23 protein-coding genes are annotated in these 25311 nt (G+C 57.3%); 6 read left to right on the top strand and 17 right to left on the bottom strand.

The genetic code is table 11. The features are described 5' to 3' along the window. Positions 1-4: 4 nt before the first annotated feature. The 5 genes from tpiA to rlmE all read right to left on the bottom strand — a co-directional run bounded on the left by tpiA (position 5) and on the right by rlmE (position 5802). Positions 5-760, bottom strand: a complete 756-nt coding sequence (tpiA, locus tag BLR63_RS27770) for a triose-phosphate isomerase (RefSeq protein WP_010562677.1) — start codon at positions 758-760, stop codon at positions 5-7. Between the two features lie 66 nt (positions 761-826). Next, a complete protein-coding gene (gene glmM / locus BLR63_RS27765) occupies positions 827-2164 on the bottom strand; it encodes a phosphoglucosamine mutase (protein ID WP_010562676.1) in 1338 nt (445 codons plus the stop codon). 16 nt (positions 2165-2180) lie between these two features. Continuing rightward, positions 2181-3032, bottom strand: a complete 852-nt coding sequence (folP, locus tag BLR63_RS27760) for a dihydropteroate synthase (RefSeq protein WP_010562675.1) — start codon at positions 3030-3032, stop codon at positions 2181-2183. A gap of 8 nt (positions 3033-3040) precedes the next feature. Next, positions 3041-4951, bottom strand: a complete 1911-nt coding sequence (gene ftsH, locus BLR63_RS27755; RefSeq protein ID WP_010562674.1) for an ATP-dependent zinc metalloprotease FtsH — start codon at positions 4949-4951, stop codon at positions 3041-3043. Between the two features lie 200 nt (positions 4952-5151). Beyond that, complete coding sequence (rlmE, locus tag BLR63_RS27750; RefSeq protein WP_010562673.1) at positions 5152-5802, bottom strand: 23S rRNA (uridine(2552)-2'-O)-methyltransferase RlmE; 651 nt, start codon at positions 5800-5802, stop codon at positions 5152-5154. 105 nt (positions 5803-5907) lie between these two features. On the opposite strand from rlmE, the gene BLR63_RS27745 reads away from it, so the two are divergent. Continuing rightward, positions 5908-6216 carry a YhbY family RNA-binding protein gene (locus tag BLR63_RS27745; protein WP_010562672.1) on the top strand — a complete coding sequence of 103 codons (309 nt, stop codon included), beginning with the start codon at positions 5908-5910 and terminating at the stop codon, positions 6214-6216. 9 nt (positions 6217-6225) lie between these two features. On the opposite strand, the gene BLR63_RS27740 is transcribed toward BLR63_RS27745, so the two are convergent. The 8 genes from BLR63_RS27740 to grpE form a co-directional block, all read right to left on the bottom strand. Continuing rightward, positions 6226-6630, bottom strand: a complete 405-nt coding sequence (locus BLR63_RS27740) for a hypothetical protein (protein WP_010562671.1) — start codon at positions 6628-6630, stop codon at positions 6226-6228. Between the two features lie 28 nt (positions 6631-6658). Continuing rightward, positions 6659-7135: a transcription elongation factor GreA gene (greA, locus tag BLR63_RS27735; protein WP_010562670.1), complete on the bottom strand. Its 477-nt coding sequence runs from the start codon at positions 7133-7135 to the stop codon at positions 6659-6661. Further along, on the bottom strand, positions 7132-10353 hold the full coding sequence (gene carB / locus BLR63_RS27730; protein WP_010562669.1) for a carbamoyl-phosphate synthase large subunit: 3222 nt from the start codon (positions 10351-10353) through the stop codon (positions 7132-7134). The genes greA and carB overlap by 4 nt, the downstream gene beginning before the upstream one ends. A gap of 105 nt (positions 10354-10458) precedes the next feature. Then, positions 10459-11595 carry a glutamine-hydrolyzing carbamoyl-phosphate synthase small subunit gene (gene carA, locus BLR63_RS27725; RefSeq protein WP_010562668.1) on the bottom strand — a complete coding sequence of 379 codons (1137 nt, stop codon included), beginning with the start codon at positions 11593-11595 and terminating at the stop codon, positions 10459-10461. 259 nt (positions 11596-11854) lie between these two features. Further along, on the bottom strand, positions 11855-12661 hold the full coding sequence (gene dapB / locus BLR63_RS27720) for a 4-hydroxy-tetrahydrodipicolinate reductase (RefSeq protein ID WP_010562667.1): 807 nt from the start codon (positions 12659-12661) through the stop codon (positions 11855-11857). A gap of 10 nt (positions 12662-12671) precedes the next feature. Continuing rightward, complete coding sequence (gene dnaJ / locus BLR63_RS27715; protein ID WP_010562666.1) at positions 12672-13796, bottom strand: molecular chaperone DnaJ; 1125 nt, start codon at positions 13794-13796, stop codon at positions 12672-12674. 316 nt (positions 13797-14112) lie between these two features. Further along, entirely contained in the window at positions 14113-16029 is a 1917-nt protein-coding gene (gene dnaK, locus BLR63_RS27710; RefSeq protein ID WP_010562665.1) for a molecular chaperone DnaK, read from the bottom strand. 102 nt (positions 16030-16131) lie between these two features. Continuing rightward, a complete protein-coding gene (gene grpE / locus BLR63_RS27705; RefSeq protein ID WP_010562664.1) occupies positions 16132-16692 on the bottom strand; it encodes a nucleotide exchange factor GrpE in 561 nt (186 codons plus the stop codon). Between the two features lie 254 nt (positions 16693-16946). On the opposite strand from grpE, the gene recN reads away from it, so the two are divergent. Further along, the gene (gene recN, locus BLR63_RS27700) at positions 16947-18620 is read left to right on the top strand and encodes a DNA repair protein RecN (RefSeq protein WP_010562663.1); all 1674 of its coding nucleotides are present in this window, start codon (positions 16947-16949) and stop codon (positions 18618-18620) included. Positions 18621-18706: 86 nt separating this feature from the next. On the opposite strand, the gene fur is transcribed toward recN, so the two are convergent. Beyond that, a complete protein-coding gene (gene fur, locus BLR63_RS27695; protein WP_010562662.1) occupies positions 18707-19111 on the bottom strand; it encodes a ferric iron uptake transcriptional regulator in 405 nt (134 codons plus the stop codon). A 98-nt stretch (positions 19112-19209) separates the two neighbouring features. Here fur and BLR63_RS27690 point away from each other — a divergent pair, with 98 nt between their 5' ends. After that, positions 19210-19737 (top strand): outer membrane protein assembly factor BamE, encoded by a 528-nt coding sequence (locus BLR63_RS27690; RefSeq protein WP_010562661.1) that lies wholly within the window; start codon positions 19210-19212, stop codon positions 19735-19737. Between the two features lie 112 nt (positions 19738-19849). Beyond that, the gene (locus tag BLR63_RS27685; protein WP_010562660.1) at positions 19850-20875 is read left to right on the top strand and encodes an IS110 family RNA-guided transposase; all 1026 of its coding nucleotides are present in this window, start codon (positions 19850-19852) and stop codon (positions 20873-20875) included. A 281-nt stretch (positions 20876-21156) separates the two neighbouring features. Here BLR63_RS27685 and BLR63_RS27680 read toward each other — a convergent pair whose 3' ends face one another. Together BLR63_RS27680 and BLR63_RS27675 are read right to left on the bottom strand one after the other, a co-directional pair. Then, positions 21157-21459 (bottom strand): RnfH family protein, encoded by a 303-nt coding sequence (locus BLR63_RS27680; protein ID WP_010562659.1) that lies wholly within the window; start codon positions 21457-21459, stop codon positions 21157-21159. Further along, positions 21452-21886, bottom strand: a complete 435-nt coding sequence (locus tag BLR63_RS27675; protein WP_010562658.1) for a type II toxin-antitoxin system RatA family toxin — start codon at positions 21884-21886, stop codon at positions 21452-21454. Before BLR63_RS27675 ends, BLR63_RS27680 begins: the two co-directional genes overlap by 8 nt. Before the next feature lie 168 nt (positions 21887-22054). Here BLR63_RS27675 and smpB point away from each other — a divergent pair, with 168 nt between their 5' ends. Further along, positions 22055-22537, top strand: coding sequence for an SsrA-binding protein SmpB (gene smpB / locus BLR63_RS27670; RefSeq protein WP_010562657.1), 483 nt, complete (start codon positions 22055-22057; stop codon positions 22535-22537). Between the two features lie 35 nt (positions 22538-22572). On the opposite strand, the gene BLR63_RS27665 is transcribed toward smpB, so the two are convergent. Beyond that, positions 22573-23340: an FCD domain-containing protein gene (locus BLR63_RS27665; protein WP_010562656.1), complete on the bottom strand. Its 768-nt coding sequence runs from the start codon at positions 23338-23340 to the stop codon at positions 22573-22575. A gap of 260 nt (positions 23341-23600) precedes the next feature. On the opposite strand from BLR63_RS27665, the gene BLR63_RS27660 reads away from it, so the two are divergent. Beyond that, complete coding sequence (locus tag BLR63_RS27660; protein ID WP_010562655.1) at positions 23601-25295, top strand: lactate permease LctP family transporter; 1695 nt, start codon at positions 23601-23603, stop codon at positions 25293-25295. Positions 25296-25311 lie beyond the last annotated feature (16 nt).

Raw genomic sequence — 25311 nt, 5'->3', positions numbered from 1 at the left:
TTTTTCAGTTTCCCGCGGCACGACAAATCGCACCGAACTCATCTGCATTCAGGGAAGCTCCACCAATGAGCCCCCCATCGATATCCGGCATGCCGAACAGTTCGACCGCATTGGCCGCCTTCACGCTGCCGCCGTATAGAAGACGCACACCTTGTGCGACCTCAGAATTCTCTGCCGCCAACTGCGCGCGGATGGCTGCATGCACATCCTGCGCCTGTTGCGGCGTTGCAGTCAGTCCAGTGCCAATGGCCCAGACCGGCTCGTAAGCTATGACCGCCTTCGCAAACGCACCAACACCCAACTCTTCGATGATGCTGCCCAGCTGACGCGAGACGACTTCAAGAGTCTTGCCCGATTCACGCTGCTCAAGGGTCTCCCCTATGCACAACACTGGAACCAAGCCACAAGCCTGCGCTGCCGCGAACTTGCGATTGAGCGTCCCGTCACGCTCTTCCATCAACAAACGGCGCTCTGAATGCCCAACAAGCACATAGGCACAACCTGCATCAACCAACTGACTTGGCGAAATCTCACCTGTCAGCGCACCTTGCATGGGTTCAATCGCGGAATTCTGCGCGCCGACCTGAATCGACTTACCTTTCAAGCCATCAACGACTTGGTTGATATGCAAGCAGGACGGAAAAACCGCAACATCAACACCGCTCGGCAAGGCCAAGTGACGAAGGCCATTGATCAGCTCAGCGACACTGGCGCGGGTACCGTGCATCTTCCAGTTACCAGCTACCATAGTGCGACGCATGCTGTACCTCGTCGGTCAAAGTGGGCGCAGATGTTACCCAACCACACCATCACTGGCAAGCCGAATTCAGGCGCAAACTTCAGTTACCAGTTTTGCCAGGTTTTCGGCATGGCTGCGAACCTGGGTTTCATCGTCGCCTTCGACCATGACACGCACTAACGGCTCTGTGCCGGACTTACGCAGCAATACACGCCCACGCCCCGCCATGGCGAGGGTTGCACGCTCACAGGCCTCTTTGACAGCAGGGTGCTCGATAGGATTTTCGCCGCCAGCAAAACGCACGTTAAGCAATACTTGGGGACATTTACGTAGCGCCTGACGCGCCTGAGCCAGACTTTCGTCACGACGGCGCAAGGCCAATAGCACCTGCAGCGCGGCAATGATCGCATCGCCGGTAGTGGTGTGCTGGAAGCAAACGATATGCCCGGAGTTCTCACCCCCCACCTGCCAGTTGCGCTCAAGCAGTTCGGCGATTACATAGCGGTCACCAACGTTGGCGCGTACGAAGGGAATCCCGAGATCCGCCAGGGCCAATTCAAGCCCCAGATTGCTCATCAGCGTTCCAACAACACCACCTTGCAGCTTGTTACGCTCGTGCAGATCACGAGCAATGATGAACAGCAGGTCATCACCATCGACCACAGTACCGGTGTGATCCACCATTAGAACGCGATCGCCGTCGCCGTCGAAGGCAATCCCCAAATCCGCATGTTCAGCCAGGACCGCGGCCTGCAATTGCCCCATATGGGTAGAGCCGCAATTGTCGTTGATGTTCAAGCCATTAGGCTGGGCCGACAATACTGTCACGTCCGCGCCCAACTCTTTGAATACGCTTGGGGCCACCTTGTAGGTCGCACCATGAGCGCAGTCGACAACAATTTTCAGCCCGGCAAAATTGGTACTGCTGGGTACGCTGCTTTTGCAGAATTCGATATAACGGCCTGGCGCGTCGTTGATACGCGACACTTTGCCCAGCTTGCTGGACTCAACCACCGTCATCGGCGCATCCAGCAACTCTTCAATCATCAACTCGATCTCGTCTGGCAGCTTGGTGCCCTGACCCGAGAAGAACTTGATGCCATTGTCATCATGGGGGTTATGAGACGCACTGATCACAATACCGGCTTCAGCGTGGAAGGTACGCGTCAGATACGCGATAGCCGGCGTTGGCATTGGCCCCAGGAGCATTACATCGGCACCTGCAGCGGACAAGCCAGCCTCCAGTGCGGACTCAAACATGTATCCCGAAATCCGGGTGTCCTTGCCCACCAGAATGCGGCATGCGCCCATACTGCGGAAAGCCATACCAGCCGCCCAGCCCAGCTTGAGCATGAAATCAGGAGTAATCGGATATTCGCCGACACGACCACGGATACCGTCGGTACCAAAGTATTTCTTAGTCATAAGTGCTCCATCATTCTTATTCGGCTAATTCTACAGCGGCAATCATACGCACCACATCCACGGTCTCAGCAACGTCATGCACGCGCAATATACGCGCGCCTTTAGTCACGGCAAGCGCCGCCAGTGCAAGACCACCGTATAGTCGCTCACCCACAGGACGATTCAGGGCCTGCCCTATCATACTTTTGCGCGAAACGCCGACCAGCAAGGGCCGACCCAGGGCATGCAGGGCGCCCATGTGCTTGAACAGGCTCAGGTTGTGCTGCAGTGTTTTGGCAAAGCCAAACCCGGGATCAAGAATGATCTTTTCAGCGGCAATCCCCACCGAAGCACATTGAGCGATCCGCTCAGCAAGAAAATCGCTCACCTCGCCAACCAGGTCGTGATAGTGCGGATTGTCCTGCATATTGCCGGGCTCGCCTCGCATATGCATCAGGCATACCGGCAGACCAGTGGCCGCAGCCGCATCCAGAGCCCCTTCACGCTGCAGCGAGCGGACATCATTGATGAGGCCCGCACCCAGGCTAGCGGTTTCACGCATCACCGCCGGAGTCGACGTATCGACAGAAATGATCACATCCAGTTCACGAGCGATGCGCTCGACAATTGGCGCAACGCGCTCGAGCTCTTCAAGTGGAGAAACAACGCGAGCACCAGGCCGGGTGGATTCCCCCCCAACATCTATAAGCGTTGCTCCCGCCGCAACCATCGCTTCGGCATGACGCAACGCGGCGTCCGACTGACTGAAGCGGCCACCATCGGAAAAGGAGTCTGGAGTTACGTTAAGAATGCCCATGACATGCGTATGGGCCAAATCAAGGACCCGGTTGCCGCAAAGCAACCGGGTAGAGGACGACATAAAAGTCATTTCAAACCTTAGTGGTCAGCTGCCGGGCCGCCGATCGGGGTTTCAGGGCGTTCATTCTGAACCACCGGTGGCGTACCCGAAGTACCCGAACCACCTTCCCAGTCGCGAGGCTCACGCGGCGTACGACCAGCCATGATGTCATCGATCTGGTCGGCATCAATGGTTTCGTACTTCATCAGTGCATCAGCCATGGCATCCAGCTTGTCGCGATTATCCGTCAATATCTGCTTGGCTGTGCCGTAGCACTGGTCAATGATACTGCGCACCTCGGAGTCGATAAGCTTGGCCGTCTCACCGGAGAAGCTGGCGTTTTGACCGCCACCACCACGCCCCAGGAAAACTTCACCTTCTTCTTCAGCATACATCAAAGGACCGAGCTTTTCCGACAACCCCCACTTAGTCACCATGTTCCGTGCAATCTGGCTGGCCCGCATGATGTCGTTGGAGGCACCCGTGGTCACACCATCGAAGCCTAGGGTCATTTCTTCAGCAATCCGGCCGCCATACAGCGAACAGATCTGGCTGATCAACGCGCGCTTGGAGAGACTGTAACGATCCTCTTCCGGCAGAAACATGGTGACACCAAGTGCTCGACCGCGAGGAATGATCGACACCTTGTAGACAGGGTCATGCTCAGGTACGACCCGACCAACAATTGCGTGGCCGGCTTCGTGGTACGCAGTGTTCTGCTTCTCTTTTTCGGACATGACCATCGATTTGCGCTCAGCGCCCATCATGATCTTGTCTTTTGCCAGCTCAAACTCTTTCATTTCAACGATGCGCTTGCCAGTACGCGCCGCAAACAACGAAGCCTCATTCACCAGGTTCGCCAGGTCAGCGCCGGAGAAGCCCGGAGTACCACGGGCGATAACGGCCGGAGCAACGTCGTCACCCATTGGCACTTTGCGCATATGTACTTTCAGAATCTGTTCACGACCACGAATATCCGGCAACCCCACTACAACCTGGCGGTCAAACCGGCCCGGACGCAACAGCGCAGGATCCAGTACGTCCGGACGGTTGGTAGCGGCAATGACGATGATGCCGTCATTCATCTCGAAACCATCCATCTCGACCAGCAATTGGTTAAGAGTCTGTTCACGCTCATCATGACCACCGCCCATGCCGGCGCCACGATGGCGACCAACGGCGTCGATTTCATCGATGAAGATGATGCATGGCGCGTGTTTCTTGGCCTGCTCAAACATATCGCGGACGCGGCTGGCACCGACGCCGACGAACATTTCGACGAAGTCAGAACCGGAAATGGTGAAGAAAGGCACCTTGGCTTCACCGGCGATCGCCTTGGCGAGCAAGGTTTTACCGGTACCCGGAGGACCGACCATCAATACGCCGCGCGGAATACGACCGCCTAGACGCTGGAATTTGCCCGGGTCGCGCAGGAACTCGACCAACTCCCCCACTTCTTCCTTGGCTTCGTCGCAACCGGCAACGTCAGCCAATGTGGTTTTCACTTGATCCTCGGAGAGCAGGCGTGCCTTGCTCTTGCCGAAGCTCATCGGTCCACCCTTGCCTCCCGCACCGCCTTGCATCTGACGCATGAAGAACATGAATACGGCGATGATCACTAGGATCGGGAAGCTCGCCACCAGGAGTTGAGTCCAGATGCTCTGCTGCTCAGGCTGCTTGCCCTCGACAACCACATGGTTATCAACCAGATCGCCTATCAGACCGTTGTCCTGGATTGCCGGACGAATGGTCTTGAAGCTGTCGCCATCGTTGCGCTTGCCGGTGATCACGTAGCCATCAACCGCTACGCGCTCGACCTTGCCATCCTTAACTTGCTGGATGAAGTCGGAATAGTTGAGGGTCTGCGGCTCGTTAGGGCTGGAGAAGTTGTTCATCACCGTCACCAGGACAGCCGCGATGATCAACCACAGGATCAGATTCTTTGCCATATCGTTCAATTAACTACCCTCTGAAGCAAGCTCCGCTACTGGCGCGCGCTTCGCATGATATTCACCGGCCTAACTTACTACATTACCTACGACTCTGGCAGGCGCCGTCTGTAACCCTTTGTGAAACTTTGACTACACAATATTCGTAAAGCTTCGTGACGAAAGCGATATAAAAAAACCTATCGACTCCCTTAAAACCTTCAAAGACGCTCATCGCTCGCTGCGCCGTCGATCCCGCGGAAGCCTCGTGCCAACAGGTATTGCTCGCGGGACCGGTCCCGGGATGAGTCCGGTTTACGCATCTGTACCTTGTCGAACAGCTTGCGGATGTTCTTGTGGTACTCGTCGAAGCCCTCACCCTGGAAGACTTTGACCAGGAAATCACCACCCGGGCGCAATACGCGTCCTGCCAGATCCAGCGCCAACTCGCACAGAAACATGGCTCGCGGCATATCAACCGCCGGTAATCCACTCATATTGGGGGCCATGTCGGAAATCACAAGGTCCACCTGCGAATTTCCCACAGCCTGCAGGATCTCAGCTAACACCGCATCCTGGGTAAAGTCACCATGGACGAAGGTCACATCCGGGATGCTGTCCATCTCCAGGATGTCGGAAGCGATCAACCGGCCCTGCCCGCCAATCAGACGACTGGCCACCTGGGACCAGCCACCTGGAGCGGCACCCAAGTCGATCACGCTCATGCCAGGGCGGAACAATTTGTCCTTGTCTTGGAGCTCCAGCAGCTTGTAGCTGGCCCGGGAACGGTAACCGTCCTTTTGCGCCTTTTTGACATAAGGATCGTTGAAATGCTCTTGCAGCCACTTAAGGCTAGTTTTGGAACGGGCCACGGGCCACCTCGAAAATAAAACGGGTCGTGATTAACTGGGCGGTCCCGGACTCGCTCGGGTAAACTGGCCGCCGCTTTTTACAAGATCAGACGCAGGGGTCAGATTATGCCGCTCACTCAAGAGCAGAAGAAACAGTACAAATCCATTGGCCACCATCTGAAACCAGTTTTGATTGTGGCAGACAACGGTTTGACTGAAGGTGTGTTAGCCGAATTTGAACGCGCACTGAACGATCATGAACTGATCAAAATCAAGGTCAACATCCTTGACCGCGAAGCGCGCCTGACCGCCATTGCAGAATTGTGCAAAGTGGGCAAAGCGGACCTGGTCCAGGTCATCGGCAAGATGGCGTTGCTGTATCGCAAGAACTTCAGCGTCAATAAACAACTGTCGAACGTTCATCGTTTCAAATAACAGCAAGGGTCACGGGCGTGCTTCGCGCGCCCCGCCACTCCATCCCGGTGCAGGCTGCAGAACAAGCACCAAGCCGGAAAACCCTAGCACAAGATAGCTGAATAGCTGCCAGCGCAACGCTTCCGGCAGCCAGGCATGCACGACGTAATACATCGCACACGCATACAGCGCCATCAACAGCAGTTGCCCACGAATATCCCGCCATAAACTCTCCAAACCTTCGGCCTTGACCAGCACCAACGCCTGAAGCGTTACGCACGCCGCCGCAAAACCCACCAGCAGCACACTCAGTAATCCATCGATCTCATCGATCAGTAACGGCGCCAGCCCAATCAAGCCCAACACCGGCAATACACCGATGTGCAACAGCCACAGGCCGCCAACCCAAAGCATCTGGGAGAGCTGCCACAGCATGGCGCCCGCATGAAGCGGGCGCCTTCTTTCAGACGTGACGAACTTCAACAATCTCGTACTCGATCACGCCACCGGGCGTTTTGACCACCACCACATCACCCTCTTCCTTGGCGATCAAGGCGCGAGCGATAGGAGACCCTACGGAAATCTTGCCTTTCTTGATATCAGCTTCGTCCTCACCCACGATGTGGTAAGTCACGCTTTCATCAGTCTCAACGTTGGCGATTTCCACGGTGGTGCCGAAGATCACCTTGCCGGTATGAGGAATGGTTGTCACGTCAATGATGACCGCGTTTTGCATGCGGCCTTCAATGTCGCGAATACGCGCCTCGACCATACCCTGCTGCTCGCGAGCAGCGTGGTATTCGGCGTTTTCCTTCAAATCACCCAGCTCGCGGGCCGTACCGATGTCCTGGCTCAACTTTGGACGTACGACCTTGGTCAGATGGGCGTGCTCCTCTTCCAGGGCCTTGGCGCCCTGGACGGTCATTGGGTATTTGATCATGCCTTCAATCCTGCGTGTAAATCCTGCAAGCGACGCACGGTCTTTTCCGGACCGAACTTGAGCGCTTCACAGACGGCTTCGCCAGCAGCAATGGTGGTGGTGCAGTAGATTTTGTGCTGCAAGGCGTTACGACGAATGGAGTAAGAGTCCGCGATCGACTGGCGACCTTCGGTGGTGTTAATGATCAAGGTGACTTCGTCATTCTTGATCATATCGACCACATGTGGACGGCCTTCCGTCACCTTGTTCACGCGACGCACTTTAAGACCCGCCGCTTCAATCAGCTTGGCGGTTCCAGCGGTGGCCACGATCTCGAAGCCCAAGTTGATCAGATCACGGGCCACGCCTGCAACCAGTGGCTTGTCGTCATCACGGACACTGATAAACGCAGTACCGCCGGTCGGCAGCACTTCACTGGCTCCCATCTGGGCCTTGGCGAACGCCTCACCGAAAGTATCGCCTACACCCATCACTTCACCGGTGGACTTCATCTCTGGGCCCAGGATCGGGTCCACGCCAGGGAATTTGGCGAATGGGAACACCGCCTCTTTCACACTGTAGAAGTTCGGAATGATTTCCTTGGTGAAACCGATTTCCTTCAGGGTCTTACCCGCCATCACACGGGCAGCGATCATCGCCAGGGACACACCGATGCACTTGGAAACAAAAGGCACGGTACGCGAAGCGCGCGGGTTGACTTCGATGACATAGATGTCTTCGCCCTGCAGCGCCAACTGCACGTTCATCAGACCGACCACACCCAGCTCCAGGGCCATTCTCTTGACCTGGTCGCGCATTTCGTCTTGGATGTGCGCCGGTAGCGAGTAGGGTGGCAGCGAACATGCGGAGTCACCGGAGTGAACGCCCGCCTGTTCGATGTGCTGCATGATCGCACCGATAACCACATCAGTACCGTCGCAGACCGCATCCACGTCCATCTCGATGGCACAGTTGAGGAAGTGGTCCAGCAGCACCGGGCTGTCATTGGACACTTTCACCGCATCACGCAGGTAGCGCTTGAGCTCTTCTTCTTCGTACACGATCTCCATCGCACGGCCGCCCAGCACGTAGGAAGGACGCACCACCAAGGGGTAGCCGATCTTGGCGGCGGCACGAATGGCTTCGTCCTCGCTGCGCACGGTGGCGTTTGGTGGCTGACGCAGGTTCAGGCGCTCGACCATTTGCTGGAAGCGTTCACGGTCTTCGGCACGGTCGATAGCGTCAGGGCTGGTACCGATGATCGGTACGCCGGCTGCTTCCAGGGCACGCGCCAGTTTCAGCGGGGTCTGACCGCCATATTGGACGATCACACCTTTGGGCTTCTCGACTCGCACGATTTCCAGTACGTCTTCCAGGGTCACTGGCTCGAAGTACAGGCGGTCAGAGGTATCGTAGTCGGTGGACACAGTTTCCGGGTTGCAGTTGACCATGATGGTCTCGTACCCATCTTCGCGCAGGGCGAGAGCGGCGTGTACGCAGCAGTAGTCGAACTCGATGCCCTGGCCGATACGGTTGGGACCGCCGCCCAGGATCATGATTTTGTCGCGACCCGACGGCGCGGCTTCGCACTCTTCCTCGTAAGTGGAGTACAGGTAGGCAGTGTCGGTGGAGAACTCGGCGGCGCAAGTATCAACGCGCTTGTAGACCGGGAAGATTTCCAGCTTGTGACGATGAGTCCGCAGATTTTTCTCGGTCACACCCAGCAGCTTGGCCAGACGCTGGTCGGAGAAGCCTTTGCGCTTGAGGCGGAACATCGTGTCGCGATCAATGCTGGCCAACCCCAGGGTCTTGACCTTCTCTTCCTCCTTGATCAGATCTTCGATCTGCACTAGGAACCACGGATCGATCATGTTCATGCCGAAGATGTCTTCGACGGTCATGCCGGCACGGAACGCGTCAGCAACGTACCAGATACGCTCGGCGCCCGGCACGGTCAGCTCGCGCTTGAGCACACTCATGCTTTCCGGGTTGCTCAGATCAAGTTTCTCGTCGAGACCGCAAACACCGACTTCGAGGCCGCGCAGGGCCTTCTGCAGGGATTCCTGGAAGGTCCGGCCAATAGCCATGACTTCACCGACCGACTTCATCTGCGTGGTCAGGCGTGCGTCAGCCTTGGGGAACTTCTCGAAGGCAAAACGTGGCAGCTTGGTCACGACGTAGTCGATGGACGGCTCGAAGGACGCTGGGGTCTTGCCGCCAGTGATATCGTTCGACAGTTCGTCCAAGGTGTAACCCACAGCCAGCTTGGCCGCGACTTTGGCGATCGGGAAACCGGTAGCTTTCGAGGCCAGGGCCGACGAACGGGATACCCGCGGGTTCATTTCGATCACGACCATGCGGCCAGTGGTCGGGCAGATGCCGAACTGTACGTTGGAACCGCCGGTCTCCACGCCGATCTCGCGCAGTACCGCCAGTGAGGCGTTACGCAGGATCTGGTATTCCTTGTCGGTCAGGGTCTGTGCAGGCGCAACGGTGATCGAGTCACCGGTGTGTACGCCCATCGGATCGAAGTTCTCGATGGAGCAGACGATGATGCAGTTGTCCTTCTTATCGCGGACAACCTCCATCTCATACTCTTTCCAGCCGATCAGGGATTCGTCGATCAACAGCTCTTTGGTCGGAGACAGGTCCAGGCCACGGGCGCAGATTTCTTCGAACTCTTCACGGTTGTACGCAATACCGCCACCGGTGCCGCCCATGGTGAAGGACGGACGGATGATGCACGGAAAACCCAGGGTTTCCAGGACCGCGTTGGCTTCTTCCATGCTGTGGGCGATACCGGAACGCGGGCACGCCAGGCCGATGGACTTCATGGCCTTGTCGAAACGCGAGCGGTCTTCAGCCTTGTCGATGGTGTCGGCGTTGGCGCCGATCATCTCTACGCCGAATTTTTCCAGGATGCCTTCGCGCTCCAGGTCCAGGGCGCAGTTCAAAGCGGTCTGGCCACCCATGGTCGGCAGCAGTGCGTCCGGACGCTCTTTCTCGATGATCTTGGCAACGGTCTGCCACTTGATCGGTTCGATGTAGGTGGCATCGGCCATGGCCGGGTCGGTCATGATGGTGGCCGGGTTGGAGTTCACCAGGATGACGCGGTAGCCCTCTTCACGCAGGGCCTTGCACGCCTGGGCGCCGGAGTAATCGAATTCGCAGGCCTGGCCGATAACGATCGGGCCAGCGCCGAGAATCAGGATGCTTTTTATGTCTGTACGTTTTGGCATGGGTTTGTCACTCAAATCCGCAGGTCAGTCGGCAAGCCGTCTTGAACAATCTTTGAAGAGCCGGCGGGGGCCACCGAGGATCGGGGCCGCCCGCGGGCCACTCAGTCAGCGTCGCTTGGCCATCTCATTGATGAAACGGTCGAACAGCGGCGCTACGTCGTTCGGGCCCGGGCTGGCCTCAGGGTGGCCCTGGAAGCTGAACGCGCTTTTATCCGTACGCTCGATGCCCTGCAGGGAGCCGTCGAACAGCGACTTGTGAGTCGCGCGGACGTTGGCTGGCAAGGTCACTTCATCCACCGCGAAACCGTGGTTCTGGCTGGTGATCATCACCACGCCAGTGTCCAGGTCCTGCACCGGGTGGTTGGCGCCGTGGTGGCCGTGCCCCATTTTCAGGGTCTTGGCGCCGGAGGCCAGGGCAAGCAGTTGATGCCCGAGGCAGATACCGAATACCGGGATATCGGTTTCCAGCACTTCCTTGATTGCCTTGATGGCGTAGTCGCATGGCTCCGGATCACCCGGGCCGTTGGACAGGAACACACCGTCCGGCTGCAGCGCCAGCACGTCGCTGGCAGGAGTTTGCGCCGGCACCACGGTCACACGGCAACCACGCTCGACCAGCATGCGCAGGATGTTGTACTTGATGCCGTAGTCGTAGGCGACTACGTGGTACGGCAGCTCAGCCGCATCGATGGTTGCGTGACTGTCGGTCTTCAAGTCCCAGACAGTGGAACGCCACTCGTATTGTTCCTTGACGCTGACAACTTTCGCCAGGTCCATGCCTTTCAGGCCTGGGAAGCCTTGCGCGGCGGCGATCGCAGCCTCTTCGGAAATATTGTCACCGGCCATGATGCAGCCGTTCTGCGAACCTTTTTCACGCAGGATGCGCGTGAGGCGGCGAGTATCGATACCTGCGATTGCCACAACGTTGTTGGCTTTCAGGTAGTCGGACAGCGACAGGGTATTACGCCAGTTGCTCGCCACCAATGGCAGGTCGCGAATGACCAGACCAGCCGACCAGACACGATCAGACTCGACGTCTTCCGGCGTAGTACCGGTGTTGCCGATATGTGGATAAGTCAGGGTAACGATCTGTTGGGCGTAGGAAGGATCGGTAAGGATTTCCTGATAGCCGGTCATGGCAGTGTTAAACACCACCTCTCCAACGGTTTGACCGTCGGCTCCAATGGCTTCGCCGCGAAAAATGCTGCCATCAGCAAGGGCGAGTATGGCTGGCTTAGTCAAGAAGACCTCCCGTAAATAAAGCCTGAAAGGGCGATCGCAGGTTGTAAAAAAGCGGAGTGACGTATGGACACGTCACCCCGCTTCTTCACTGAATAATTCTGCGCGCTTTTAGTGGACACACTAAAGCTGTAGCTTACAGAAAAAGGCTATTTTGGTCCACCGCTAATGAGCCTTAAAGGCAGGAGAATGCGACAGGACGTCGCTGAGCGGTTAAAAACGGGGCCTTAGGATAATCCAGAGACCCCACTTTAGCTACTGACTAGTGCAAATCCAGCACATCGCGCATGTCATACAGCCCCGGCGCGCGACCGTCCAGCCAAAGAGCAGCACGTACCGCCCCCTTGGCGAACGTCATGCGGCTGGAGGCTTTGTGCGTGATCTCAAGGCGCTCGCCTTCAGTGGCGAACAGCACGGTGTGATCACCGACGACGTCGCCACCGCGCACGGTGGCAAAGCCGATTGTGTCCCGCGCACGCGCACCGGTATGCCCTTCGCGGCCGTACACAGCCACTTTCGACAGATCACGCCCCAACGCATCAGCGATAGCCTCACCCATGCGCAGAGCCGTGCCCGACGGCGCATCAATCTTGTGACGATGATGCGTCTCGATGATTTCGATATCGGCCTCATCACCCAGCACCCGAGCAGCGAGATCCAGCAGCTTGAGCGACAGGTTGACACCCACACTGAAGTTGGCGGCGAACACAATGGGAATATCCTTGCCCACCTCGACCAGCAACTGCTTCTGCTCAACACTCAAGCCCGTGGTACCGATCACCATGGCCTTTCCAGCCTTGCGGCAGAAGGCGAGATTCTTCAGCATCACGTCCGGCAGAGTGAAGTCGATCAACACGTCAAATTCATCAGCCACCTGCTCCAGGCTGCTCGACAACGACACACCGATACGCCCGAGCGAAGCCAGCTCACCGGCATCCGCACCGACCAAGGTGCTGCCAGGGCGCACGATCGCCGCCGTCAGCCCGGAGGCCGGTGAGCGCTGCTGCACCGCCTCGACAAGTGCCTTGCCCATGCGCCCGGCAGCGCCCATTACGGCTATACGTCGCATATTCAACTCCTTACAGGTCACCGAAGAAGCGCTTCACGCCATCGAAGAAGCCAGTAGTTTTCGGCGAATGGGAGTCATCCCCCTCCAGCGAACTGCGGAACTCTTCGAGCAATTCTCGCTGACGACGCCCCAGGTTGACCGGCGTCTCCACCACAACGCGGCACATCAGGTCACCTGCACCACCACCACGCACTGGCGCAACACCCTTACCACGAATCCGGAATTGCTTGCCGGTCTGGGTACCCTCAGGGATCTTGAGCTTGACCCGACCGTCAAGGGTCGGAATATCCAACTCACCGCCAAGCGCCGCATCGACAAAGCTGATCGGCACTTCGCAGAACAGATGCTTGCCATCACGCTGGAAGATCGAGTGCTCACGCACCGAGATCACCACATACAAATCGCCAGTCGGGCCACCCTGAGTTCCCGCCTCGCCTTCGCCTGACAGACGAATACGATCACCGGTATCAACACCCGCCGGCACTTTCACCGATAGGGTTTTGTACTCTTCTACGCGACCTTCGCCATGGCACGCATCGCACGGATCGGAAATGATTTTTCCCTGGCCATGGCAACGCGGGCAGGTTTGCTGCACCGAGAAGAAACCCTGCTGCATGCGAACCTGGCCAATGCCGCCGCAGGTCGGACAGGTGATCGGTGCGGAGCCTTTCTTGGCACCCGAACCGTCGCAAGGCTTGCAATTGACCAGCGTCGGCACACGGATGTTGACGCTGGTGCCGCGCACAGCGTCTTCCAGGTTCAGCTCCAAGGTGTAGCGCAGGTCGCTGCCCCGTTGGGCGCCTCCACGCTGGCCACCACGACCACCGCCAAAGAAGTCGCTGAATACGTCGCCAAAAATATCGGAGAAGTTCTGACCACCAAAACCAGCACCGCCGCCCCCCATGCTCGGGTCGACGCCGGCATGGCCATACTGATCGTAGGCCGCACGCTTGTTGGGATCACACAGGCATTCGTAGGCCTCGTTGGCCTCTTTGAACATTTCTTCGGATTCTTTGTTATCCGGATTACGGTCCGGGTGGTGCTTCATCGCCAGGCGACGGTAAGCCTTTTTCAGCTCTACCTCGGTGGAGCTGCGTTCCACACCCAATACTTCGTAATAGTCACGCTTTGCCATAAGTCTTTGCACTCTTAAGGACGTTCAGCCAGACCCTCCTGAGCCTTGCCAAACTCGTTGAGCCCCAATACAGGCCCGGACCCAACTCACGTCGATTCAACGATCCTGGTCATTACTGCTTTCAGCCGAGACCCAGCCAAAAACGCGGTGATTGCCAGTCAGGAAGCAGGAGCATTCCCGATCACACCGCCAGCATCCGAGCGTTGTCGCATGCTGTAAAAATTCGCATACCCCAGACACGCCAACGCGGGAGCAAGCTCCCGCGCGGCGACATCCTACCAGTCACCGCTTGATAGCGGTCAACCGGTCGAGCAGATTACTTCTGCTCTTTGACTTCTTCGAACTCAGCATCGACAACGTCGTCATGCTTGGCTTCAGGCTCTGCCTGATGTGCGGCACCGTCAGCTGGCTGACCTTGTTCGGCGTACATTTTCTGAGCGACCGGAGCGGAGACTTTCGACAGCTCCTCAACCTTGGCTTCGATGGCAGCCTTGTCGTCGCCTTTAACAGCGGCTTCCAGAGCAACCACGGCAGCTTCGATCGCAGCCTTCTCTTCGGCAGTCACTTTGTCACCAGCTTCAGTGACCATTTTGCGCGTCGAGTGAACAAGTGCATCACCCTGGTTACGGGCAGCAGCCAGCTCTTCAAACTTCTTATCAGCATCAGCGTTGGCTTCAGCATCACGGATCATCTGCTGAATTTCTTCATCCGACAGACCCGAGTTAGCCTTGATCACAATGGACTGAGCCTTGCCGGTGGCCTTGTCCTTGGCGCCTACGTGCAGGATGCCGTTGGCATCGATGTCGAAGGTCACTTCGATTTGCGGCACGCCACGTGGTGCTGGCGGGATATCGGACAGGTCGAACTTGCCCAGGGACTTGTTCTGCGCCGCTTGCTTGCGCTCACCTTGCAGCACGTGAATGGTCACCGCGCCCTGGTTATCATCGGCAGTCGAGAACACTTGCGACTTCTTGGTAGGAATCGTGGTGTTTTTCTCGATCAGCGCAGTCATCACGCCGCCCATGGTTTCGATACCCAGGGTCAGTGGGCTGACGTCCAGCAGCAACACGTCTTTCACGTCGCCGGCCAGTACCGCGCCCTGAATAGCAGCACCCATGGCAACCGCTTCGTCCGGGTTAACGTCTTTACGTGCTTCTTTGCCGAAGAACTCGGTCACCAATTTCTGAACCAGTGGCATACGGGTCTGACCGCCGACCAGGATCACGTCGTTGATCGCGCCAACATCGATACCGGAGTCTTTCAGCGCGATACGGCAAGGCTCGATGGTGCGCTGAACCAGGTCTTCAACCAGCGCTTCCAGCTTGGCGCGCGAGATTTTCACGTTCAAGTGCTTAGGACCGGTCGCATCTGCTGTGATGTACGGCAGGTTCACATCGGTCGACTGAGCGGAAGACAGCTCGATCTTGGCTTTCTCAGCTGCCTCTTTCAGACGCTGCATTGCCAGCGGGTCACCTTTGAGGTTCATGCCGCTTTCTTTCTTGAATTCATCAACGAGGTAATCGATCAGACGAATGTCAAAGTCTTCACCACCCAGGAAGGTGTCACCGTTGGTGGCCAACACTTCGAACTGGTGCTCGCCGTCAACTTCAGCGATTTCGATCACGGACACGTCGAAGGTACCGCCACCCAGGTCATAAACGATGACGGTGTGGTCGCCTTTGGCTTTATCCATACCGTAAGCCAGAGCGGCTGCGGTCGGTTCGTTGATGATACGTTTTACGTCCAGGCCCGCGATGCGGCCGGCGTCTTTCGTCGCCTGGCGCTGGCTGTCGTTGAAGTAGGCCGGAACGGTGATCACCGCTTCAGTCACGGCTTCACCGAGGTAGTCTTCGGCGGTTTTCTTCATCTTTTTCAAGATTTCAGCCGAGATTTGTGGCGGCGACATTTTCTGGCCATTTACTTCAACCCAGGCGTCACCGTTGTCAGCCTTGGCGATTTTGTAAGGGACCATCTTGATATCTTTCTGTACGACTTCTTCTTCGAACTTACGACCGATCAGACGCTTTACCGCGTACAGGGTGTTATGCGGGTTGGTTACAGCCTGGCGCTTGGCCGACTGACCGACGAGGATCTCACCATCGTTGGCGTATGCAATGATCGACGGCGTAGTACGCGCGCCTTCGGCGTTCTCGATAACTTTTGCTACGCCGTTTTCCAGAACAGAGACGCACGAGTTGGTGGTCCCCAGGTCGATACCGATAATTTTGCCCATGATTTACTCTCCCGAAACTTGAATTTGGATGCCGCAGCAGTGGTGGCTAACTGCGGTAGCACTTAAACGCTTGACTTATAGATGGGGGCCTTGCAACGAATTTCAAGCCTGCTCATCGATCGAAGGTGAAACCGGTGATGGAGCCTTGCTCACCACCACCATCGCCGGGCGCAACAAGCGACCGTTGAGCTGATAACCCTTCTGGAACACTTTCAACACGCTGTTAGGCTCAAGGTCAGGACTTTCCTGCATGGCCATGGCCTGATGGTGCTCTGCACTGAACGGCTCGCCGCCTTGCGGATCGATCGCCTCCAACTGATAACGCTTCAGAGTGTCCTGGAACATTTTCAGGGTCAGCTCAATCCCTTCGCGCATTGGGCGGATGTTTTCGTCGTCCGGGTTGGACAACTCAAGGCCACGCTCCAGGCTATCGATGATCGGTAGCAGATCACCGGCAAATTTTTCCAGTGCGAACTTATGGGCCTTCTCAACATCCTGCTCGGCACGGCGGCGGACGTTCTGCAGATCGGCGGCAACACGCAAAGACTGGTCCTGCGCTGCGGCCAATTGCTCTTCAAGCACTTGCACGCGGGTCGCCAGCTCATCACCGGCAGCCGAATTGGCGTCTGGAGTTTGCGTATCCTGCGTCTGTTCGTCAGCCATAGATTTCTCCTTTCAAAATCATGCGCGAACTCAACTCGCGCTTCTGTTCCCGTATATGGGGCCACAATTTCAAGCTTCAAGGGCTCAGGCGTTACCAAAAGTCTTTCCCATGATCAGGATCAATTCCTGCCTATTCATTCCTTGTTGCGCTAAAAAAAACAGCCGTTCAAGCAAATCGAGCTAAGCATCAGGATTGTCAGCGCTAAACAAAACACTGTATAAATAACCAGACCTAAAGCCTGGGAGCGGCCTTCATGCTGGTGCACCTGTCCGTACATAACTACGCCATCGTTGAACACCTGGATCTCGAACTGGATCGCGGGATGAGCGTAATCACAGGCGAAACCGGCGCCGGCAAGTCGATCATGCTTGACGCGCTGGGCCTGACCCTTGGCGACCGTGCCGACAGCGGCGTAGTGCGCCCTGGCGCAGACAAGGCCGACATCCTCGCGACGTTCGACCTGGCGGATATTCCCGAAGCTGAAGCCTGGCTGGCCGAGCGCGACTTGAACAATGACGGGCCGTGCATCCTGCGCCGGGTGATCACCGCCGAAGGACGCTCCCGCGGCTATATCAACGGCACGCCCTGCCCCCTTGGCGACCTGAAAGCCCTGGGTGAGCTGCTGATCGACATCCACAGCCAGCATGAACACCAGTCCCTGCTGAAAACCGACACTCACCGCCGCCTGCTAGATGAGTACGCCGGCGCTACCGACCTTGCCCGCCAGGTTCAGCTTGCCGCTCAGCGCTGGCGCCAGACCCGCCAGGAGCTAGAGCGACTCTCCAACTCCGGTGACGAGCAACGCGCTCGCCACCAACTACTCAGCTATCAACTAGAAGAGCTGGAAAGCCTGGCCCTTGGCGAGACAGAACTGGAGCAATTGGAGCAGGAACACAAGAACCTCACCAATGCCGAAACCCTACTGAGCATCTGTCGCCAGGTGGTGGAACAATGCAGCGAGAGCGACTCGGGCAATGTGCTTAACGCACTCACAGCCAGCCTCAATCGGCTGTCCAGCGTGAACAACGCTTCAGGATCACTGAGTGAAGCCACCACCCTGTTGACCAGCGCCCAGATCCAGGTGGAAGAAGCCGTCGGCGAGCTGAATCGCTTTCTGGACCACTTCGACGCCGACCCCTCACGCTTGCAGGAAATAGAAGAGCGCTTGGACACCATCTATACCCTGGCGCGCAAACACCGAATCCAGCCCACCGAAGTGGCAACGATGCAGCAAAAACTGCTGGATGAAATCGAAACCCTGAATGCAAACGATGAATCCATCGAGCGGCTAGGTGATGAGCTCGCATCTTTCGCCCGTCATTATCAAGAGAAAGCCCGCGAACTGAGCGACTTGCGTCAGCAAGCAGCCGTCAGCCTGGCCAGCGCCGTAGAGCTGGAAATTCAGCGCCTGGGCATGCCGGGCGGGCGCTTCACCATTGAGCTGCACGCCAACACCAGTAATGAACTGCAACCCCATGGACTGGAGCACGTAGAACTGCTGGTCAGCGCCAACCCTGGGCAACCGCTCAAGGCACTGGCAAAAGTGGCGTCCGGGGGCGAACTGTCGCGAATCAGCCTGGCGATCCAAGTCATTACCGCCCAAACCTCTCGGGTACCTACACTGGTATTCGACGAAGTGGACGTGGGTATTGGCGGCCCCACAGCGGAGATTGTTGGCCAATTACTGCGCCGTCTCGGGGAGCGCGGCCAGGTGCTGACGGTGACTCACTTACCGCAAGTGGCCGCACAAGGTCACCAGCATTTATTTGTACATAAAGTAAGAGGCAGCGATGCGACGCACACAGCTGTGTCCAAGCTGAACAAGTCGGAACGTGTGGAGGAAGTGGCACGGATGCTCGGCGGTATCGATTTGACCAAAGAGTCCCTAGCCCACGCGAAAAAAATGGTGGTGGCAACGAAGGCCTAAACTGAAAACTCCCTGCTGATAGAAAGCATGAAGGCGACCCTAGGGTCGCCTTCGCTCGTTCTGCAGCATTGATCTGCGTCGCTTTTTTACTTTTTCTTACGGATGTACAGCACCAGATTGTGGTCGACCAAATCGAATCCATGCTCCTCAGCGATTTCATGCTGGAGCTTTTCGATTGCGGGGCTGGTGAACTCGATAACCTCATTGGTATCCAGGTCCACCATGTGGTCGTGATGACCACCATCCGCCAGTTCAAACACTGCATGACCGCCGTCGAAATTATGACGAACCACCAGCCCTGCGGCTTCAAACTGGGTCAGCACGCGGTAGACCGTGGCCAGGCCGACGTCCTCGTTAGACTCCATCAGCGCCTTGTAAACATCCTCGGCACTCATGTGACGCTGCTCAGCAGAATCGAGCATTTGTAGAATCTTGACTCGTGGCAGAGTCACTTTAAGACCTGCCTTGCGTAGTTCGCTATTTTCAACCATGGTTAGCTTTCTCGCGGATGCTGCTTCGCAGCTTCTCTTAATACGGGTATGATCGGCGTTTACGTTGTCCCAGCCAAGATAGTGGAAGTCGCCCACCGATGCAAAACACCAAGCTCTTGCTAACCAGTTTCACCTTTGTGGGACTGCTCGCACTCGCCGGTTGTTCATTCCCCGGGGTTTACAAAATCGACATCCAACAGGGCAATGTCGTCACGCAGAACATGATAGACCAGTTACGCCCGGGAATGACCCGACGGCAAGTACGGTTTATCATGGGTAATCCCCTGCTGACCGACACTTTCCATGCCGATCGCTGGGATTACCTCTACAGCATCCAGCCTGGTGGCGGTGAACGCCAGCAGGAGCGTGTCAGCGTCATTTTTAATGGCAATGACCAGCTCGTCAGCTTGTCCGGTGATTTCATGCCCGGCGTGAGCCGCGATGAAGCCTTACTCGGCAAGGACAACGGCGCCAACGTAACTGCACCTGCGCAGGAAAGCGAAAAGCCCAAGTCCGAAGTGCCGGCCAAGCCTGGCTCCTTGCTCGACAAGATCCAGCGAGACGTCGACGACGTGAAAACTGTTCCTGTCCCAACGCCGCAGCCTCTGGACACCAGTCCGCAGTAAGCATGCAGCGCCTGATAAAAAACCCGGTATGCCGGGTTAATGAGATGGTCACCCCCAACACCCTGTGAGGGCTACGCTTTCACGGGGTGTTTTGTTTTCGGAGGCCATCATCATGAGCGAGTCAGCACTGATCGGTATCGATCTCGGCAAACATACTTTCCACCTGCACGGCCAGGATAAGTCGGGCCGCGAGGTGTTTCGCAAAAAATGCTCACGGGCGCAGATGATGCAGTTTTTCGGCAATGTGCCGAGCTGTGTTGTGGTGATGGAGGCCTGTGCGGGGTCGCACTACGTTGCTCGCCAGTTGGCGGCAATGGGACACACGGCCAAGCTGATTTCCCCGCAGTTCGTTAAGCCCTTCGTCAAGGGCAACAAAAATGACTTCGTCGACGCTGAGGCAATCTGCGAAGCCGCTTCCCGCCCATCCATGCGCTTCGTTACGCCTAAAACCGAATCCCAGCAAACCCTGTCTGTGCTGCATCGGATGCGCGAATCATGGGTGCATGACCGCACCAAAACGGCTAATCAGATGCACGGCTTTCTGCTGGAGTTTGGGGTCAGCCTGCCCAAGGGATTGGCCATCATGAAGCGTTTGGCGAGCGTTTGGGCCGAGCACGAATTACCCGTTCGCCTGACGGTCTTATTGCAGCGCCTGCACGATCACTTCGTCTATCTGGATGAGCAAATCAAAGCGCTGGATAAAGAACTGGCGGGCCAACTGGCCGACGATGATCTGGGCAGTCGTTTGCTGAGCATGCCGTGTGTCGGCCCGATCACCGCCAGCCTGCTGGCTGTGGAGATGGGCGATGGCAAGCAGTACCGATGCAGTCGGGACTTTGCTGCCTCCGTTGGCTTAGTGCCCAGGCAGTACAGCACGGGCGGCAAGGCCAATCTGCTGGGGATCAGCAAGCGGGGGGACAAGCACCTGCGACAACTGTTGGTGCAATGTTCCAGGGTCTATATGCAGAGGCTGGATCACCAGAAAGGCGCTCTGGCTGGCTGGGTTAAAACCTTGCTCAGTCGACGACATTCAAATGTCGTGGCCTGTGCCCTGGCTAACAAACTGGCGCGTATCGCTTGGGCGATAGCCGCTCGCCATACGCAATATGAAGCAGGGCCAGACGCTTTGAACGCCTGACCCTGCAGTTGTTGCAGTACCACGATTCACCCTTCAGGTTTTGCGATAGCTGAACAACAGATGATGTGAACGGCACACCGGCCTGGCGAAGATCCTGACATAAAAATCGGCTTCAGAAGCCGACGGGTTTTTAAGGATCGTCAGGCGCGACTCTCATCGTGGCGCTGGGGCATGCCCCAAACAGACGCCGGATAGATTTAAGCAAGCCAACCACACCACCCGTTAATCAGTATTGCAAAAATGGGGGTGACCATAGATTTATTGCCTGCGATTCGGCAAGCTTATGAATCCTGTTGCCGCGCCCGAGCCGCCTTGGCCGCACGCAACCTGCGCACCTCTTTAGGGTCTGCCAGCAGGGGCCGGTAGATTTCAATACGGTCCCCCGGCTGCACGGCCCTCACTTCAGGGGCAGTGATCACCTTACCGAATATCCCTAAGGGACAATCAGCAAGATTCAGCTCAGGAAATTGCGCAGCCATCCCTGACATTTGCAGCGCTGCCCGCAAACTGGTGCCCACAGGCACCGCCACTGTCAGTAAAACCTGCCGGTCCGGAGCGGCATGCACCACCTCAATCTCAACCATGCAGTTGTTTGGCTCGCTGGCAAAACGCATCCACCAGTGTATTGGCCGCCTGGTTGAATAAAGGCCCCAACGTCGCTCGCACAATCGGCCCAGCGTAATCGAACGAAAGATCGAGGCTGATCTTGCAAGCCTTGTCGGTCAGGGCCTTGAACATCCAAACGCCATGCAATTGGGTAAATGGCCCTTCCTGCAAATTCATTTCGATGGATTTCCCCGGCACCAACACATTGCGCGTGACAAAGTGCTGGCTAAGCCCCCCCTTCGCCACACCGACACTGGCGACCATATACTCATCACTGCCTTCCAGCACCTCGGCCGTTGAACACCAAGGCAAAAATTCCGGGTAACGCGCCACGTCGTTGACCAGGTCATAGAGAGCCTGTGCCGGATAGGGCAACAGCGCCGAACGTTGAATATGCGTCGTCATGTGTGCGTTATTTCCACAGCTGAGCGGCAAACATCGCGAAAGAACAGCCCAATTCGCGAAAGAAAAAAAGCAAAGAACTGCCGGCATTGTCCGGGATTCGTCCAACACGCTCAAGCACGCAGGTTGACCGTAGCCGACACGCTCGCAACTCCCTATAATGCCGCCCCTATGGCTAAACAAAAGAAACACCCCACAGGGACCATCGCGCAAAATAAAAAAGCGCGACACGATTACTTCATCGAACAACGGTTCGAGGCTGGTCTGGTCCTGGCCGGCTGGGAAGTAAAGAGTCTGCGTGCCAGCAAGCTGCAACTGGTCGACAGCTATGTGCTGCTCAAGGACGGCGAGGCTTGGCTGCTCGGCAGTCATATCACTCCGCTAACCACCGCGAGCACCCATGTGATTGCCGACCCGGTGCGCACGCGCAAATTGCTGCTCAATGCCCGCGAACTCGACAAGCTCGCCGCTGCCGTACAGCAGAAGGGCTATGCCTGCGTCTGCCTGTCCTGGTATTGGAGCAAGCACCTGGTCAAGTGCGAGATTGCACTGGGCAAGGGCAAGAAGGAATACGACAAGCGTGATACCGAGCGCGAACGCGATTCCGATCGGGAACTGCATCGCGCTGTGCGCAACAAAGGCAAGGAAGAGTAGCCCTTGTAGCGGTGTAGCCAGGGGATCGCCCTCGGCTACATCCCTTGGCGCCGCTGCGCACGCGCAACGCGCTGAACCTCCTGACGCACTTCTTCCAACACTTCCTGCACATACAGCAGGTGACGTGTTGAAACGTCTCGCGCCTGCTCCGCGCGCCCTTCGATAATCGCCAAGTACAAATCCCGGTGCTGACTGATCAGCATGTCGCGGGTTTCCGTGCGCTGCTGGTACATGCCGCCGATGTTGGTCACCACGTTACGCTTGAGCAGATCGAACAGGCCGCGAATGGTGTGCAGCAACACCGCGTTGTGGCTGGCCTCGGCAATTGCCAGGTGAAACCGCGCGTCCGCAGCCCCTTCCTCTACCCGACTCACCTCATCATCGCGGGTGTAGCAATCCTGGAGCGCTTCGAATGCCGCCGTCAGCCGCTCACGATCAACCTCAGTCGCGCGCAACGCCGCGTAGTAGGCACAAGATGCTTCAAGGGTTTGACGAAACTCCAGGAGATCGCGTTGTGCTTCCGGGTTGTTTTCCAACAAGTGCAACAGCGGATCACTGAAAGTCGACCCCAGGGACTCCACCACATAGTTACCGCCGCCCTGGCGACTGACGAGCAACCCTTTGGCCGCCAATTTCTGGATCGCTTCGCGTAACGAAGGACGCGACACCCCAAAGCGCTCCGCCAAAGCCCGCTCAGCCGGCAAACGCTCGCCCGACTTCAGCGTGCCCTCAAGGATCATGCCCTCAAGTTGCTCGACAATATCGTCAGACAAACGGCGCTGACGCACCTGATCAAACCCCATAACTCACTCTCCACGATCCCGACAACTCGCCGGGCCTTCTATTCTGGCGTATCGACGCGCTTGCAGCACCTATCAGAACGCCTTCGATTCACCCGATCAGCACTGACCTATCACCTGCCTAGACCAAAGTTTCGCGAGCGGCAAATTGACACACCACCCCGAACGCTTTTAACCTAGCCCACATCGATTGTAAATTGGTATTACCAATTATCCAAATCGACTCGCAGTGCCTGACCAACAACAATTAGGGGCCACCCCATATGCAAACCTGGCAACAGCTCTATAGCCCGCTCGGCAGCCTCGGCCTGTCCGCACTGGCCGCCGTTATTCCGATCGTATTCTTCTTCCTGGCCCTGGCGGTGTTTCGCCTTAAAGGTCATGTGGCCGGGAGCATCACCCTGGCGCTGTCGATTCTGGTGGCGATCTTCGCCTTCCAGATGCCGGTAGACATGGCGCTGGCCGCTGCCGGCTACGGCTTTGCCTATGGCCTATGGCCTATCGCGTGGATCATCGTCGCGGCGGTGTTCCTCTACAAACTGACAGTCAAGAGCGGTCAGTTCGAGATCATCCGCAGCTCGGTCCTGTCCATCACCGACGACCAACGCCTGCAAGTGCTGTTGATCGGCTTCTGCTTTGGCGCGTTCCTGGAAGGTGCTGCCGGTTTCGGCGCCCCCGTTGCAATCACCGCCGCACTGTTGGTAGGCCTGGGCTTCAACCCGCTCTATGCCGCCGGCCTGTGCTTGATTGCCAACACCGCCCCCGTAGCCTTCGGCGCGCTGGGGATTCCGATCATCGTGGCGGGCCAGGTTACCGGTATTGATGCGTTCAAGATCGGCGCCATGACCGGTCGCCAGCTGCCCCTGCTGTCGTTGTTCGTACCGTTTTGGCTGGTATTCATGATGGACGGTCTGCGCGGCGTGCGCGAAACCTGGCCAGCAGCGCTGGTTGCGGGCTTGAGTTTTGCCGTCACCCAATACTTCACCTCTAACTTCATCGGCCCGGAATTGCCGGACATCACTTCGGCCCTGGCCGCCCTGGTTTCCTTGACGCTGTTCCTGAAAGTCTGGCAACCCAAGCGCACCGCTGGCGCGCAGATCGCCGGTGCCACTTCCAGCACAACGGTCACCGCCAGCGCCGGCGGCTTTGGCTTGCCACGCAGCACTGTCGCCTCGCCCTACAGCCTGGGGCAGATTTTCAAGGCCTGGTCACCGTTCCTGATCCTCACCGTGCTGGTGACCATCTGGACCCTCAAGCCCTTCAAGGCGATGTTCGCCGCGGGCGGCTCGATGTATGGCTGGGTGTTCAACTTTGCGATCCCGCATCTGGATCAACTGGTGATCAAGGTCGCACCGATCGTGACCAACCCCACTGCTATTCCCGCCGTGTTCAAGCTTGATCCGATCTCAGCGACCGGCACGGCGATTTTCTTCTCCGCACTGATTTCGATGCTGATCCTCAAGATCGACATCAAAACTGGTCTGACCACTTTAAAAGAGACTCTCTACGAGTTGCGCTGGCCGATCCTGTCCATCGGTATGGTGTTGGCATTCGCCTTTGTCACTAACTACTCCGGCATGTCCTCGACCATGGCACTGGTATTGGCCGGCACCGGCGCAGCCTTCCCGTTCTTCTCGCCTTTCCTCGGCTGGCTGGGAGTTTTCCTGACGGGCTCCGACACCTCATCCAACGCCCTGTTCAGCTCGCTGCAAGCCACCACCGCACACCAGATCGGCGTCAACGACACCCTGTTGGTCGCGGCGAACACCAGCGGCGGCGTCACCGGCAAGATGATTTCGCCGCAATCGATCGCCGTGGCCTGCGCCGCCACCGGCCTGGTAGGCAAGGAATCCGACCTGTTCCGCTTCACCCTCAAGCACAGCCTGTTCTTCGCCACAATCGTCGGGCTGATCACGCTGGCCCAGGCTTACTGGTTCACCGGTATGCTGGTGCACTAAGGCCACCGAGTAACAA

This window comes from Pseudomonas extremaustralis (genome assembly GCF_900102035.1).
Taxonomy (GTDB): domain Bacteria; phylum Pseudomonadota; class Gammaproteobacteria; order Pseudomonadales; family Pseudomonadaceae; genus Aquipseudomonas; species Aquipseudomonas extremaustralis.
Note: the sequence above shows the minus strand (reverse complement) of the source record. Positions and strands in the feature narration are given on the sequence as shown.